At 37.3% G+C, this 17,156-nt stretch carries 9 protein-coding genes, 1 tRNA gene and 2 pseudogenes; 9 read left to right on the top strand and 3 right to left on the bottom strand.

Annotation, left to right across the window (positions count from 1 at the left end):
• Window positions 1-78 precede the first annotated feature (78 nt).
• The 8 genes from ACKC4Y_RS02980 (at window position 79) to mazG (ending at window position 13,736) form a co-directional block, all read left to right on the top strand.
• Window positions 79-4,638, top strand: a complete 4,560-nt coding sequence (locus ACKC4Y_RS02980) for an apolipoprotein A-IV repeat region-like domain-containing protein (protein WP_409361903.1) — start codon at window positions 79-81, stop codon at window positions 4,636-4,638.
• Window positions 4,639-5,591: 953 nt separating this feature from the next.
• Window positions 5,592-7,925: an NADP-dependent malic enzyme gene (locus tag ACKC4Y_RS02975; protein ID WP_409361902.1), complete on the top strand. Its 2,334-nt coding sequence runs from the start codon at window positions 5,592-5,594 to the stop codon at window positions 7,923-7,925.
• Between the two features lie 186 nt (window positions 7,926-8,111).
• Window positions 8,112-8,396, top strand: a complete 285-nt coding sequence (locus ACKC4Y_RS02970) for an acyl carrier protein (protein WP_409361901.1) — start codon at window positions 8,112-8,114, stop codon at window positions 8,394-8,396.
• 8 nt (window positions 8,397-8,404) lie between these two features.
• Entirely contained in the window at window positions 8,405-9,580 is a 1,176-nt protein-coding gene (locus ACKC4Y_RS02965; RefSeq protein ID WP_409361900.1) for a beta-ketoacyl-ACP synthase, read from the top strand.
• A gap of 14 nt (window positions 9,581-9,594) precedes the next feature.
• The gene (locus tag ACKC4Y_RS02960) at window positions 9,595-10,869 is read left to right on the top strand and encodes a beta-ketoacyl-ACP synthase (protein WP_409361899.1); all 1,275 of its coding nucleotides are present in this window, start codon (window positions 9,595-9,597) and stop codon (window positions 10,867-10,869) included.
• A 62-nt stretch (window positions 10,870-10,931) separates the two neighbouring features.
• A complete protein-coding gene (locus tag ACKC4Y_RS02955; RefSeq protein ID WP_409361898.1) occupies window positions 10,932-11,960 on the top strand; it encodes a zinc-binding dehydrogenase in 1,029 nt (342 codons plus the stop codon).
• Window positions 11,961-11,966: 6 nt separating this feature from the next.
• Complete coding sequence (locus tag ACKC4Y_RS02950) at window positions 11,967-12,893, top strand: lipid A biosynthesis lauroyl acyltransferase (RefSeq protein ID WP_409362134.1); 927 nt, start codon at window positions 11,967-11,969, stop codon at window positions 12,891-12,893.
• Window positions 12,894-12,914: 21 nt separating this feature from the next.
• Window positions 12,915-13,736 (top strand): nucleoside triphosphate pyrophosphohydrolase, encoded by an 822-nt coding sequence (gene mazG / locus ACKC4Y_RS02945; protein ID WP_409361897.1) that lies wholly within the window; start codon window positions 12,915-12,917, stop codon window positions 13,734-13,736.
• A gap of 67 nt (window positions 13,737-13,803) precedes the next feature.
• Here the strand turns inward: mazG and ACKC4Y_RS02940 are convergent, their stop codons facing one another.
• Complete coding sequence (locus ACKC4Y_RS02940) at window positions 13,804-14,187, bottom strand: iron-sulfur cluster assembly accessory protein (RefSeq protein WP_409361896.1); 384 nt, start codon at window positions 14,185-14,187, stop codon at window positions 13,804-13,806.
• 501 nt (window positions 14,188-14,688) lie between these two features.
• On the opposite strand from ACKC4Y_RS02940, the gene ACKC4Y_RS02935 reads away from it, so the two are divergent.
• A tRNA-Pro gene (locus ACKC4Y_RS02935) sits at window positions 14,689-14,765 on the top strand.
• A 160-nt stretch (window positions 14,766-14,925) separates the two neighbouring features.
• On the opposite strand, the pseudogene ACKC4Y_RS02930 reads toward ACKC4Y_RS02935, so the two are convergent.
• A pseudogene (locus ACKC4Y_RS02930) lies at window positions 14,926-15,749 on the bottom strand (DNA adenine methylase).
• A gap of 142 nt (window positions 15,750-15,891) precedes the next feature.
• A pseudogene (locus ACKC4Y_RS02925) lies at window positions 15,892-16,492 on the bottom strand (late control protein); the annotation flags it as partial.
• Between the last annotated feature and the right edge of the window lie 664 nt (window positions 16,493-17,156).

Here is a 17,156-nt window from a genome sequence, read left to right as displayed (position 1 = left end):
AATAATTAACAGCTAGTATACTGAAGTGATATGGAAGAGGACGTATCCCTTTTTCATCTGTAAGAGTACGAGGCGAGTATGGCACGCAGAACCAAATTACAAACATTTGAAGTTGAAGTTGAAGAAGCTCTCACAAAAGCTATGAATTTTGACTTTGATGATGATGGAATTGAAATGATATCATCCAATGATTCTGAGAATGTAGTGAATGTAGATGATTTGATTCAGAAGATTGCAGCAGCAGAAGAAGAAATTTTCGCTGAAAATGGCGTTTCGATTCTTGCCTCGAATATTCATGATAATACTGTTGTTGATGAATCCGTTGTTGAGCAGCTCTTTGCCCCAAAGCCTACACATGAACTTTCGGGAGGAACAGTACATAAGACACTGTTGTCTGCACAACCTCTCCCCGCTAATGATGATTTAACAACCCCTTTAAATTTTGAAACATTAAAGCCTAATTCTATCTCTCGAATCTACTTGTGTACAACAGCGCTTAGTGCTCTATGGGCAGCAGGGGGTGCTTTTATTGCTCATAAACTAGCTCCCGCTGGACTTGGTTCTTTATCAAATATTACTACTTTTTTTACATCTCCAACTGGACTGGCTGTAGCGGCGGGAACAACAATTCCTATCCTGATGTCTTGGGGATTTGCTCAATTAACAAAACGCTCAAACGAATTGCACAATATTGCCGTTTTTATGACCAATGCTGCACAGCGCCTCAGTGAACCACATATATCTGAAAAACAAGCTGTTGCTATAGGACAAACCATTCGCGAAGAAGTGGCGGCAATGAACGAGGGGATTGAACGCACCCTTGGACGTGCTGTTGAGCTTGAAGCTATTATACAAGGTGAAGTTCATAACCTAGAACAAGCCTATGCTGAAAACGAATCACGCATTCATACGTTAATCAAAGAATTGAGCAATGAACGCATAGCAATTTTGAATCATGCTGATCGTGTACAATCAACAATTAAAGGAACACAAGAACAACTGAGTGATGAATTCGGCTTGGTTACCTCTAAAATTGTAACCAATGTTGAAAAACTTGCGCAAACTCTTTCTCAGACCTTACAAAAACAAGGAGAAGATCTTGTTGCAAAACTTTCCTATGCAGGCGACGGCGTAACAAATCAGCTTGCTGAAAAATTTAACGAAACCACAACACAAATTCAGCAGAAAAATACAGAATTTTTCCATGAATTAGGGAAAAACTTTGATGGTTTCTCAAAACGTTTTGATAATAATGAAAAACAAATAGAGAAAACTTTTAATGAAGCAGCTTCTAAAGCTGAGCTGCATATCGCTAAAATTACAACACATATACAAGCAGCAACAGATCAGACACTGCATAGTATTGATGAGAAATTTAAAACGTTAGATGAAGTCATTATTGATCGCAATAATCAATCTTTGCAGAATTTTGATGAGAAAATCATGCAACTCGACGAGCAAGCATATAAACTCTCTTCTAAATTCGATAACGTAACTTCAGAAGCAATTGAAGCCTTTGAAAATCGTTTAGCAACTGTTGATCTTTCTCTCAAAGAACACAGTGATTCTATAATCGAATCTTTCATTGCTCGCACTCAAACTTTAGAAGATAATGCTGAAAAGCTTGGTGATTTCTTAGAATCACACGCTTTGCAAATTAACGCAAATCTCAAAGAAAGAACAGCTGATATCACCAACGCTTTCACAAGCGGGCACGACAATATTCTTTCTGCAATCGACAAAAGCAAAGAAACGCTTAGAGAAGAAATTAAAAATGTTGATAATGCAATTGTTGATATCATACGAGAACGCTCGCAAGATTTCAAATTACAACTTTCTGATCAAAGAAGCATGATGGCAGATATGCTTGACAGCGAAAAGAATAAAATCGCGGATACATTAAAAAATCAGATTGATGTCTTAGCTGAAAATGCTTCAAGTATTGAAAAAGTTCTGATTAATAGTGTTCAAGTTATTGATCAGCATGCCGAAACTCATGTGGAAAATATAGCTCAGTGCACAGAGAAGCTACAAGAAGTTATTACGCAAAGCTGCAATACAACTAAAGATGCTTTAGAAGCACAAGCTAGAAATATTGATATACGTGCTGATGCTTTACGTGACTCTTTGGCTATTAATAGTTTTTCTCTTAACGAAGTTCTTGCAGATCAAGCACGCACACTCGAACAACGGATGGAAACAATCCATAATCTCATCGCAAAAAGCGATATACGTGTTGATGTCGCATTAAAACAACAGATAGATTTGGTTGAGAATGCAATTGTTGCCAATAACAAGAATATTACTGAAACTGTTCAAGGCCATATCAGAAACCTCGAAGATCATGCCGAAATTCTAAAGAATACTCTTTCTCAATCCAACGGAAGGTTCTTTGAAGCTCTTGAAACACACATGGAGTCATTCGATACAAATCTAGAAGTTCGTGCACGAAAAATTTTCGAATGTGCTGCTACGTTAGAAGAAACATTATCTGAAAAAATTGGTCAGGTATGCGAAACTATCGAAACACAAACATCCGCTTTCGGAGAACGCTCTGATATATTACAAACATCTATCATCCTTAATAATGAACAGAACCAAGCAATTCAACAAGCACTAGAAACAAGTGTTGATAATATACGCATCACATTAGAGGATTCCGTTAATACCGTTACCGGTAACCTGCATGATAAAATTATAAAAGCCTCTGATATTCTCTCTTCTACGGGGGAACAGATAATTTCGTCTGTTACGAATGTTACTGAGAAAGCAGAAAATATTCTCTCAGAGTCTGGCAATCGTATTGTATCAAACGTTAAACAAACAGTTTATGATACCAGTGAAAAAGTTCTTTCTGTTCTATCTGAGCAGACAGCTCATACTGTGGAAGCCTTCACAATGGCGAGCCATAATGCACAAACATTGTTGAATGAAACAATCCATACTTCAGCAACAGCAATTGAAGAAGTCCTTAGTGAACGCTGCAATGTTCTCCATCATTCTATGCAGAATCTTAAAAATAATCTAGGGGAACAGCTTTCTGCTGTAACCAATCATTTGGAAGAATCAAGAAATCAAACAGCTACTCAAATTTCAGGGCATGTTGGAAAACTCACAGAATTAACAAATTACTTAAATCAAGCTGCGCAGAATACAACTGAGTCAATTAGTCATTTAACACAGCATATCAGTGAACAAATCTCTCTTTCAACACAAGATGCTGAACAACGAATTTATGCACAAAATGAATCTTTAGTGAATAGCTTGACACAAACAAACTCTGAAACACTTCAAACAATAACTGCTATGAAGGAAGATCTTGTCAATAATGTTTCCTCCATCATTGCTCAATTGAATCAATCAATTTACAGTTTCAACGAAAATAGTAATGTTTTATTATCAGCAGTTCAAAATATTGATGGTCAGTTTAGCGAGACTGCGAATAGTTTTTTCCGCAATACTCACCAAGTTGCAGAGCATTTATCAGCCTCGAATCAAGCACTCAGTAATAATGTGGAGGTTTTGCAAGGGCTCTCACAAAATACGTTTGAAAAAATTAGTCACATAACAAACAGTTTTGGTGAACACGCAAAAACACTTTCTGAAACCATTCGCGTTCTCGAACAGTCTGAAAATTCGTTCAATACAACACTTGAGGAAAAAAACAATACGCTCTCTGCGTTAAGTAGTGCTCTTGTTTCAAAATCTGATGAAATCAATCAACTGATTGAACATTATGAAAATGCTATCAGTTTGGGATTTGAACGCACTGGTGAAAATGCACGTAATTCCACGCATTCACTCCAACAATCACTTAATCAGCTTATTAATGAAGCTTCTACACGTTTTTCAGGAGCAACAGAAGATATACGTCGCTCTGCTAATGAAATTCGTTTAGAACTTTCAAAAATTAATAATGATATTAATGAGAATGTTCAAAAATTGCCAGAAAAAACAAAAGAAACAACGCAAACAATCCGCTCCGCTCTGAATGAACAAATTATAGCATTAAAGGATTTGGTAAGCGTTATACAAAAAAGTAATCAAAGTAGCGTAAAGGACAAATTAATACCGGCAGTTTCTACATCATTACCGCTTAACAGAAGTGATAATATCTCTCCTGACGTCATTAAGAAGATCGTGCCGCCTAAACCTATTTTGCAACAAGACCAAAGTAAAAAAAGACAAAACAAATGGGTATCAAGCCTCTTGGAAAGAGCTTCGCGTGAAGAAACCTTGTGTGAAGATACACCTAATGATGCTGTTTTTGCACCAGTACAAACAAAACCGCGTCCTGTAAATGGATCGCTTAATTCATTAGCAGCTGGTATAGTAAGAGCCATTAACCACAATGCTGTCGTTGAGTTATGGGATCATTATCGGCGTGGTCAAAAAAACATCGTAACAGAACGCCTTTATACTTTAAATGGGAAAGCCATATTTGAAACTGTCAAGAAAAAATATATGAACGATGTTAATTTTAAAAATTCCGTTAATCAGTATATTGAGGATTTTGAAAAACTCTTACGCGATGTATCTCGCAGTTCTGGTTCTTCCAACGCAGTTCGAAAATATCTGATATCTGATACTGGAAAAGTTTACACTTTGCTTGCTCACGCAAGTGACCGCATCCAATAGACAACTGTAGAAGTGGGAAAAAATATTTTTCCCACTTGTTTCTTTTCAATTTTTCTTAATCGCTCATCATCATATAACAGGTTGGTTACAAGTGTAGCGTCATGCATCAAAAGTTAAGTGAATAGTTGACGTTTAAGTTTCTATGATATTCTAAACCATAATCCTATTAAAATAGCATAATCAACCGTCCAACACCCTACAGCTCTGATAGAATAAGCATTATTCCCCCCTCTTTCCATCATCAGCCCCCTTCTCTACTTCACTTCTCGTATATAAATTATAAAAATGGACTTTGAGGTGTAAATAAAATATCCGATCACGGATTTTCTAACTAAATTTTGTTCATTAAAACACAGATATTAGACTCTATACCCTTATGGCTTATTTCATTAGTGCTAAATTTCATTGTGTTAACATATTTTACAAAATTGAATGCAGTTCCAACTAAAAAGAAATTCCTTTTACTCTATTCAATAATAAACAAAGTTACTTCCATTATTCAGCTTGCCAGTCTTTTCTAAAGAGTATACGAACACTTTAAAATTCGCAAATATCAGTTTGTAAATCTCATACTCACTTATAAACGTGTGAATACAGCATATACTATGAAATCATGTTCAATGAATAATAAACCTTTTTTTATCCTTTCTCACGAGCATTGAAAAAAAAAGAACGGCTTGGTAATGTAATGTTCTGTAATATTTTACCTGTTTTTTGCAAACTGGTTAATTTCTGCAAATTTTTGCTAACGAAAGAAAAATAATAGTGCCAACGTCAATGAATTTATTAACTAGCACAAGCGAAAAAAAACATCGAACTCATTTAATAATTGAGAAGAATCTGCTTGTACCTGTGCATTTTTGTATTCAAAGAATTTACAGTCTCAATGAATAAAACCTCATCGTAGAAGAAACCACTATAATAAATATAATACTAACTTGGATATCGCAAAAATGTCTACAGAAGAGAAGAGTAATTTCAGTACAAAAAAAACTGAACTTGACAGTGCAGCGCTTTTTTATCACCAACATCCAAAGCCTGGAAAATTAGAAATTCAAGCGACAACACCTCTTGATAATCAACGTGATCTCGCTCTTGCTTATTCTCCAGGCGTTGCTGCACCATGTCTTGCAATTCATAAAGATCCAAATCTTGCAGCCCAATATACTTCCCGTTCTAATTTAGTCGCCGTTATATCAAATGGTACTGCTGTTCTTGGATTAGGAAACATTGGTCCTCTCGCTTCCAAACCGGTCATGGAAGGAAAAGCTGTTTTATTCAAAAAATTTGCGAATATTGATGTTTTTGACATTGAGATTGATGCGCCCAATATTGAAGAAATGGTCAAAACTGTATCTTCTTTAGAGCCTACATTTGGTGGCATTAATCTTGAAGATATTAAAGCTCCTGAATGTTTTGAAATCGAAGAAAGACTTCGCGCTAAGATGAATATTCCAGTGTTCCATGATGATCAACATGGAACTGCCATTATTGTTTCTGCAGCCGTATTAAATGCATTAAATCTCGCTGGGAAAAAAATTGAAAATGCAAAAATCGTTGCCTCAGGCGCCGGTGCCGCAGCTCTCGCTTGTATTAATCTTTTGGTTCGTCTTGGAGCGAAAATTGAAAATATTTGGCTTAGCGACTTAGAAGGGGTTGTTTATGAAGGTCGCAAAACACTTATGGATCGTTGGAAAAGTAACTATGCACAAAAAACTGATGCACGAACTTTATCCGAGATTATTGATAATGCGGATATTTTTCTAGGTGTTTCAGCGGGTGGTGTTTTAAAACCCGAATATCTGAAAAAAATGGCTCCAAATCCATTAATTTTAGCGCTTGCTAATCCAACACCAGAAATTATGCCAGAAGAAGCACGCTCCGTGCGACCAGATGCAATGATCTGCACAGGGCGTTCTGATTATCCAAACCAGGTTAATAATGTCCTTTGTTTTCCTTATATCTTCCGTGGTGCATTAGATGTTGGTGCTACTGCAATCAACGAAGAAATGAAAATAGCAGCGGTTTATGCCATTTCTGCTCTTGCCCGTGAAGAATCTTCAGATGTTGCAGCACGCGCATATTCAAAGGCTCCCCCCAGTTTTGGACCAGACTATTTGATCCCCTCTCCCTTTGATCCGCGCTTAATATTGCGCATCGCTCCTGCCGTTGCTAAGGCAGCAATGCAAACTGGGGTTGCAATTCGTCCAATTGAAGATATGGAAGCCTATCATGATATCCTTAATCGATTCGTATTTCGTTCTGGCTTAACGATGAAACCTGTTTTTGCTGCTGCAAAAACAGCCAAACGTAAACGCGTGATTTACGCTAATGGTGAAGATGAGCGCGTGCTTCGTGCAGCACAAATTGTTCTTGAAGAGCAAACAGCGTTACCACTTCTCATTGGCCGTCCACATGTCGTGGAGGCAAGATTAAAGCGCTTCGGTCTAAGAATTCGGCCCGGTATAGATTTTGAACTTACAAATCCAGAAGATGACCCGCGTTTTCGTGATTATGTTAACTTATTTCTTCGCTACACAGGAAGGCGTGGTGTCTCACCTGACGTTGCCAAAACAATCGTGAGAACGTCAACAACAGCTATTGCTGCCCTCGCGGTAATGCGTGAAGAAGCTGATGCAATGATTTGTGGTTTAGAAGGGCGTTTTGAGCGTAATCTTGAATTGATTGAACAAATTATTGGACTTGATCCCAATGTTAGTCATTTTTCTTGTGTTAGTTTGCTCATCTCTCAACGTCGCACTCTTTTTCTAACAGATACTTATGTCAATGAAGATCCTTCTGCAGAAGAAATAGCAGAAATGACAGTACTAGCAGCTCAAGAAATTGAAGCATTTGGTATAACACCCAAAGCGGCCTTATTATCACACTCAAACTTTGGTTCCAAAAATACAGAAAGTGCGCGTAAAATGCGCCGCGCAACTGAAATCCTTGCTAAATTATACCCAAATTTAGAAGCTGATGGGGAAATGCACGGTGATGCCGCACTTTCTAAAATTTTTCGTGATCGTGTTTTTCCAGATTCACGCCTAAAAGGTGAAGCTAATTTGCTTGTTTTTCCAACGCTTGATGCAGCTAATATTACACTTAATATTGTAAAAAATCTCACCAACGCACTTCATGTAGGTCCTATTTTGATCGGAGCTTCACGTCCTGTACATATATTAACGCCTTCAGTAACTTCGCGGGGAGTTGTCAATATGACAGCTCTTGCAGTCCTTGCTGCAAATAGAAAAAAAATCCGTAATAAGACAAATGAAAATAAGTGAACTTATAATAAAATTTAAAAGTTTTTTTAAACTTTGAAATATATCATACCCTATAAACTCGTTTTCTATCTTGAAAAGACAGCTATATTCTATATTAAGATTTTTTTTAAAAAGAAAAAAGTTTAAAAGAATAGTATTAATTGTATTTTAAAATTTTTCATAACCCCTATAATAAGGAACTATAAATTGTCCTCTACATTCGATAAAGTTGCCGATATTATTGCAGAAATTAGCGAAATTGATCGCAACATGATCACATCTGAAAGCCATACAATCGATGATTTAGGAATCGATAGTCTTGATTTTCTTGATATTGTTTTTGCTATTGACAAAGCTTTTGGAATTAAAATTCCGTTAGAACAATGGACTCAAGAAGTCAATGAAGGAGCAGTCGCAACTGAAGAATATTTTGTTCTTAAGAATCTTTGTGCAAAAATTGATGAACTCGTTGCCTTAAAACAGGCGGATTAATTTTGATCATGCATAATCAAGCAGTATTCATCACTGGTATAGGACTTATAAGCTCTCTGGGTGAGGGGATCGAGCATCATTGGGATCTCTTAAATGATCCTACAGTTACACCAAACCTCGATTGTACAACTTTTCACCCCTACACTGTTCATCAATTAGCCGAAGTTGACTGGAATTTGCAAATTCCAAAACGAAGTGATCAACGGCAAATGGGAACATGGCAGCGTCTTGGTACCTACGCTGCGGGTCTTGCTCTTGATGATGCTGGTATGAAAAATAATGAACAATTAACTTCAACAATGGATATGATTGTTGCAGCAAGTGGAGGGGAACGTGATATTATTGTTGATACACAAATTCTTTCTAAAGCACGTAAAGTTACTGATCATGCTTCCATGTTAAATCCAGCTCTTTCGTCTGAATTGCGCCCAACTTTGTTTTTAACGCAACTTTCAAATCTCTTGGCTGGAAATATTTCAATTGTTCATAAAGTCACCGGATCTTCTCGTACATTCATGGGGGAAGAAGGGAGTGGACTTGCTGCCATTCAAAATGCTGCTGCTCGTATTCGATCAGGACAAAGTACACATGCATTGGTAGGAGGCTCCTATAATGCGCAAGGCTATGATATGTTATTGGCACATGAACTTGGAGGTCTCTTAACACGTAGTGGATGGAAACCAGTATGGGATCGTAAAAACTGCCTTGGTGGTGGCATTATAACTGGTTCTGGTGGTATCTTTCTAGTCCTCGAAAGCGAGGAACATGCTCGAAAACGCAATGCACGGGCTTATGCTGAAATTAGTCAAATCATCACAGATCAAATAAACAGAACAAAAATTCCGCTTGAAGAATCAATTGTGTCGATGTTGAAAACAATGGAAGCTAAATCTTCCCTCGCTATTTCAGCTGCCTCAGGCTTTCATGAAGTAACACAAGCAGAACAAAATTCTCTTGATGATGCCAATATGTTTTACCGCGGTATTACAACATTATTTGGTTATATGCGGGAGATACAATTTCCTTTAGCACTTGCGCTTGCTGCACTTACTGTTAAAAAAAAGCATAGTTTTCCAGCGTTAAGTGCTCATGAAAAGCCTTTTTCTAAAAAAGTCTGTGAAGCATTTGTTACGACCATTGGTATAAAAAGAGCAGAAGGTATAGTACGCCTAACTGCTGTTTGAAGAGGATTTTTATAGTGAAATATAACGATCATTTTGGACGTCCACTTGTAGCAATAACTGGAGCAGGAGTTGTAACATCATTGGGGCAAGGCAAACATGAAAATTGGAAAAAATTAACAAGTGGTGTTAGCGGCATCCATAAAATAACGCGTTTTCCCGTTGAGGGATTAAATACATGTATTGCTGGAACAATCGATTTTCTTGACGAAAGTAGGGTTGGTGCTTCATCTCTCTCTGAAAAACTCGCTCATCTGGCAGCAGAGGAAGCTTTAAAGCAAGCAGCCCTTGATAAAACAAATTTTGGTGGACCACTCTTTTTAGCAGCTCCCCCTGTTGAACTTGAATGGAAAGCACGTTTTGCCCTCGATCAAGAGGAAGCATCCAATAGTGAGCCTTCTTATGCACGTCTTCTTGAAGTTTGCAGACACAAAAATCATGAGGCGCTATTTGAATCTACACAGTTTGGTGCAATTGCAGAAAAACTTCAAGAAAGTTTTGGAACAAAAGGCCTTCCTATTACACTCTCTACTGCTTGCGCATCTGGTGCAACAGCGATTCAATTAGGTGTTGAATCTATTCGACGGGGGGAAACAAATCGTGCCCTTATGGTCGCTACAGATGGTTCAGTTTCAGCAGAATCCCTTATCCGTTTTTCGTTATTATCCGCTCTCTCGACCCACAATGAACCTGCAGAAAAAGCAGCAAAACCATTTAGTCGTGACCGAGATGGTTTTGTTATGGCAGAAGGATCAGGCGCTCTTGTCCTTGAATCTCTTAAAAGTGCATTAGACCGTAATGCAATAATTTTAGGAATTTTAGCTGGCTGCGGAGAAACAGCAGATGATTTTCACCGTACGCGTTCAAAGCCTGATGCATCACCAGCAATTGAATCAATTCGCAAAGCCTTAGAAGATGCAAAAATAACCATCCATGAAATTGACTATATTAATGCACATGGAACCTCAACACCAGAAAATGAAAAGATGGAGTATCTTGCATTATCGACAGTCTTCGGTAACCTTTTAGAACACATTCCTGTCTCTTCTAATAAATCAATGATTGGACACACATTAACTGCGGCAGGTGCAATAGAAGCTATCTTTTCGCTTTTAACCATTCAATCGGGAATAATTCCCCCTACAATCAATTACGATGATCCTGATCCAGCTATCCCTTTAGATGTTGTTCCTCATTATAGCCGCAAAGCTTGTGTCAATGCGGTTTTATCAAACTCATTTGGTTTTGGCGGCCAAAATACTAGTCTTGTCATTACAGCATATAAAGGATAATCCTTTTATGATTAAACTTTGTAATACTTAATCTGATACTCTATATTTTAAGGGGGATGATAATGCGTGCATTACAACTATTCGATGAGCGTCGGCTTGAAACCACCAATATTGCCCCTCCTCCTCTTCCCAACTCCGATGAAGTAACAGTCCAAATAAAAGCCGTTGCTCTTAATCATATTGATGTATGGGGATGGCGTGGTATGGCTTTTGCTAAAAGAAAAATGCCTCTCGTAATTGGTGCTGAAGCTTCTGGGGTAGTTGTTCAATTAGGAAGTGATGTTGAAAATTTACAACTTGGGCAGATTGTTTCAATTTATGGGGCGCACACCTGCGGAGTATGTAAAGCTTGCCGCGAAGGACGAGATAATCTTTGTAATCAGGTAAAAGGCGTGTACGGTTTTCATCTTGATGGCTTTGCCTGTGAGCTTGTTAATTTACCAGCGCGCCTATTGGTTCCAGCTCCTCTAGAGTGCAATGAACTGCAAGCAGCTGTTGCTCCAATTACTTTTGGCACTGTAGAGCATATGCTTTTCGATAACGCAAAACTACAAGAAGGAGAAACAATTCTGATACAAGCAGGTGGCTCTGGTATCGGATCAGCAGCAATTCAACTCGCAAAACATAAGGAATGTACTGTTATTACTACCGTGGGGTCAGATGATAAGATTGCAAAGGCACAATCTCTTGGAGCAGATCACGTTATTAATTACCGTAAAGATCGTTTTGAAGGTGTAGTCCGTAAATTAACGCAAAAAAAAGGTGTTGACGTTGTTTTTGAGCATGTAGGTGCCGATACTTGGAGCGGTTCTCTATTGTGTATGAAACGAGGAGCACGTTTAGTAACTTGTGGTTCTACTTCAGGTGTTTCAGCGCCGTTGAATCTCATGCAATTGTTTCAGCAACAACTAAAAATATTTGGTTCTTTTGGTTGTCGTATAGAAAATATGCAAAATGCTATGCAAAAAATGGCAAAAGGAGTTGTGCGCCCTGTCATTGATACAATTGTTAGTTTTGATGAAATTGATACAGCTTTAAAACGAATGGAAAGCCGTGATGTTTTTGGCAAAATTATTCTTAAAATAGATTAAATCATGATGAAATTTTATATTAAAAAATTTGTTTATCATATTAAAATTATAGCTAAAAAATCATTTGATTTTTTGTACGCACATCTGCTCCTTGGTTCTTTATTTATTTTAAAATATTTTCCTACCAACATTGGAATTTCTTTTTTTTCTTGGTTGGCAAAAACATTCGGTCCTCTTGTATCTCGTCATCAAATTGCACTTGCGAATCTCAGAGCCGCATATCCAGAAAAAACAGAACAAGAACTTCATAGCATTGCAATAGAAATGTGGGAGAATATAGGACAGTTTATAGCTGAATATATTTTTCTTGATAAAATTTTTGATTTTGATCCTCATGCGGACCAGCCAGGTCTTATTGAAGTGAGAGGTGCTGAAATCTTCGAGCGCTTAAAAAATGAAAAAAAACCGCATATTTTTTTTACAGCGCATACCGGAAACTTCGAGCTTCTTCCTATATGTGCACAAAGTTTTAATCTTAATCTCACAGTGCTCTTTAGACCACCTAATAACCCCTACATTGCAAAACGAGTCCTTAAAGCACGACAAACATCTATGGGACACCTCATCCCCTCAAAAGCCGGTTCAGCTTGGGCATTAGCAGCCAAGTTAGCAGAAGGGAAAAATGCTGGAATGCTTGTTGATCAAAAGTTTCACCGCGGTATTGTGGGGACATTTTTTAACAGACCACTTAAAACTAATCCCTTAATTATAAAACTTGCGCGCCAATATGATTGTGATATTTATCCAGCACGCTGTATTCGTCTCCCTGGAGGGCGCCATCGTTTAGAATTGTATGACCGTGTAAAGCTTCCACTTGATGAAAAAGATGAAATTGATATAGTTGCTTCCACGCAAAAATTAAATGATATTGTTGAAAGTTGGGTCCGTGAATATCCAGGACAATGGATGTGGTTACATAGACGCTGGGGCTAGTTACCTTTAGAAGGGACATAAATGTTTGCGTCAAAAGATATTAATGATCTTATTGCAATTGTTGCAGCATTACGAAATCGCGATAGCGGTTGTATCTGGAATATAAAACAAACATCTGAATCCCTCATACCCTATCTGCTTGAAGAAGTTTACGAAGTCATTGATGCCATTGAACGGAGAAACTCAAGGGATCTTTGCGATGAACTGGGTGATCTTCTTTTACAAATAGCCTACCATGCTGTAATAGCACAAGAAGAAGGCAAATTTACTTTTAGTGAAGTTGTTTACGCGATTACTGAAAAAATGATTCGTCGCCATCCTCACGTTTTTGGAACTGCAGAGCAAAAAAAACGTGGTTTTGTAGAAGAGGAATGGGAACGTATAAAAAAAATGGAACAGGCTGAACAAAAAAAATGGGACGAAGAAGTAAGCTTATCAAGAAATTCCACAACAAGCACTCTTGCAAAAGTGAAAAAGATCCAGCCAGCCGACAAAGAAGCACTCGCCTTACAAAAAGCAGCTGCTAAAGTGGGGTTTGATTGGCATGAAAGCCATAATTTTTTTGCAAAAATCGAAGAGGAATTTAATGAACTCAAAGATGCAATCACAAATGACAAAATGTCAGATATAGAAGCAGAATTCGGCGATCTTTATTTTACCCTGCTTAATCTCGCACGTCATTTAAATATTGATTCACAAAAAGCATTAAAAAAAACAAATACAAAATTCCGAAATCGTTTTACCTATATTGAAAAAAGCCTCTCCTCTCAATCTAAAAAATTAGCTGATGCATCCTTGAATGAAATGGAATCTCTTTGGAATAAGGCTAAAAATGAAACATAAGAAAAATAGCAAAATTTCGTCCCCCAAAGAAATTAAGATAATCCTTGGCTCGTTAAACGTAATCTCATTACGCTCCATTGACTTCAGACGTTTCGTTTAACTGATTTTGGGAAGCAGGACGAAGTTCTACCGATTCACCGCACCCACATGCTGAAACTTGATTAGGATTTTTGAATATAAAACCGGAACGAAGTGTTGTCACTTCATAATCGACCTGCGTTCCTAATAAAAATAATACTGCATCGCGTGCTATAAAAACACGAGCGCCGTTAACTTCAACAACATCTGCATCTAGAATCTCTTCTTTTACAAGAGTGATGGTATATTCCATCCCTGCGCAGCCGCCTTTTTTGATACCAATAAGAATACCACGCGCATTTTTTGCATTCATAATCGCTTTAACACGCTCCACTGCAGCTTCCGTCAAATTTATCACCGAAAAACGACTCATCACTTACTCTTTTCTTGCTCAAACAAACACTTAGAAAGTCTTTCGTCTATGAGACTTTACTTATCTGGTATATTAGAAAAAAAACAACAAGATAAAAATTGAAATGTTTTGATCTTTTCTTACCGGAATAAAAAACATATCAAACAAGCCATATTTGTGATTGTACAGCTTCTATTTTTGCTGTTTTTGTCATTCATGTGAAATGCCTCTTCTAAAAAAATCAAAAACGGAGAAAAAGTCCTCCAATGCTACACATCCACTACTACTATACACTTGTAAAAGTGTTTGCTTTTTGGGCAGTTCCCCGATGGATAAATGAAAACATTAAAAGAATATTATTTCCCTCTCGCACTTTTTAGGTACAAGTAAATATTAAAAGTGCAAACTTTCGTTTTTATCCTCATAACTTCCTTTTTAAATAATCAAGAGCATTTTGGATTTTATTCTGTTTATTTTTCTCTTGCCTTTAAAGGAACAGTCGTTTAGTCGTTTTACACGGTTCGGAGCGTAGCGCAGCTTGGTAGCGCACTTGACTGGGGGTCAAGGGGTCGTGGGTTCAAATCCCGCCGCTCCGACCATTTTTTAACAATTTATCAGTTGTTGTAGCCTGTCATCATGTTTTGTATAATTTAACACTAGGTTTTGTACCAATTCATTTTTTCAAAGAGTTTTTAAGGGGATCTCAAAGGGTATTCAAAGGCCTTTCAAAGGTCATTTAATGAATCTTTTTCTTTTCTTCTAAAAAGCGCAATTGGTGATGATCAACTCCTTAGTAAGAGTCGCGTTATTTGAGAAGCAGCATGTATAAAATGTTGTAACCTCTTTTAGGGTAAATTGACTAAAGTTTTTTCGTATCTCTGGCACATCATTGAGAGACAGAAAAAACTTTCCCTTTAATTGTGCAAGCAGTCTGGACATCGTATGATAATCCTCCCGCTTAAACAAATCTTTTCCGTAGTAATCCTCAATATCCCAATAAGTCAGGTCAAGGTAAAACAAGGTGTTTGGCCGATCATAGCGAAGAATAAAATCAAACCAGTTTAAATGTTCAATGGTCATACCTTTTAAACGGCTAGTCTATAAGCTTTAATAATCCTTCCAGTTTCAAAGTATTAAACCGCGCACTACGGATCTGTTTCAACTCCAATCGTACGATTAGCTACCCGATCGCTAAAGCTTAACCGCTGCAGATATAAAAACCGCAAAGCCCGCTCTAAATCCATGAGGGGATTTTGGTCTTGCGTGCGTAATCGTTGAAACAACTCACGGCTGATGGTTTAGAACCTCAATAGTTCCATGAAAGGATAATAATGGCGTTGCAACACCCGAAAAAATTCACCACATCACCTGAACGATCATTGATGACTTTCATATAAGGGGATCAATTTCCGCCTAAAGAACACCCCACCCATTTCAACAAAAAGCTCAACATAAATGCGATGGGGGATAGCTTCTATAATTTTGATAATGGTCTTCGCCAACTTGATTTTGTCACTAACATAAGCAGCAACTAGTTCTGTAGAATCAACAGATTTTAATGTTTCTTTCCAAAGTGTATCCATACTTTTTAACACTCTTTCATCTATATGCGCCATCTTCTCATTGCTTCAAGTGATAAGAAGTAGCTGCGATGTTGTGTTATGTTGCATCAGATGGGTTTGTCGCAAACTATCCCCATTGGCTGGGTTAACCACAACCCAGCTTCTATTCTTTGTTGCATCCCTTTCCCTTGCCTGGTGCTTCTAGTGTAATCTCTGTGGTATCTCCGCTTTGTTTCTCATAGCTATGGGTAACGGTTGCGGCTTTCCATGATCCATTGATTTTGCCTCAAAATCCTTGCAACAGAAGAGGTTGGTCGGCCATGATTTCTGGACGACCTTCAAGCGACAAAGAACCACTCCCCTCAGCACAACACAACCTGTCTGATTCTTGACTTGAAATTGCTACCCTTGTGAACGTTCAAAATAAGCAGCTTCAATGGTGCAGTATTGGATGCGTGGCTCAAGGGTAAATTGTCTCCGCTTAAAAATAAAAATTTATTGTCTTTGATCAAAAAACGTGCCTGCATTCGATCAGAAAGGCAGTAAAAAAAATCAACAGCCGATTGATCTTTACGAATCACATAAGGCAAAGGTTTTTTAGTGAACTGTTGGCTTATTTTTGCTTGATAGCCATGGCGTTTGGCTAATGTTTCAACAATCTCACCAACAGTTTTGTGATCGAAATATTCACTTATTTGTTCTTTTAATTCTTTGCGCATAGAGACACTTTTACCGCAAAACAGACAGTAACATAGCAACTCGCCTTTACAGCATATTATGAATCAAAACTTCTTTTCGAAGCATTTTTAGTTGTACTAAAAATCAAACGTTTTTGTACTTCTACAAAATCAAAGCCTTTCAAGATCTCTTATACCTAATTATAACTATTAAGATTTAATAGAAACTTGCTTTATATATTTTTTGAGATGCGTGCCATATTAGCGAATATCATCTGCATTTAAATTATCCGCAAAAGAGTAATTACTCTTGAAAATACAGAGGATATAAAAAATAAATTCTCTGGAACACCATTAAAGATATAGAAACCAACTCATATTCCAATAAGAAGTTTTAATTATATTAAAGTGATATTTTCTTAACCAAATTCATTCTTTTTAAAAGCTTTTCTATATTCAATAGCCACTGATCTTTTTTTAGAAAGTTTGCAATACCTTTAGTCATTTAGCCAAATATAATAGCAGTATAATAACAAAAACTAGATTACTTTTTTAACAGGAAGCAAGTTACAAAAATCAATTTATGAAAAACAAATCAACAATTTTCTTGAACAAATAAACTCTCCTCGTTCTTTTCAAAATCAGAAAAATCATTCTGAAACACTAGAAAAACGTAGTGATCTCGCCTGCAAACACTTACACTTATAAAGCAGTATTTAATGCATTAAGTAATTAAATTATAAACGCATAA

The sequence above is a fragment of the Bartonella heixiaziensis genome (assembly GCF_046245125.2).
In the GTDB taxonomy this organism is placed as follows: domain Bacteria; phylum Pseudomonadota; class Alphaproteobacteria; order Rhizobiales; family Rhizobiaceae; genus Bartonella; species Bartonella heixiaziensis.
This window is presented reverse-complemented; position numbering and strand designations above follow the sequence as displayed.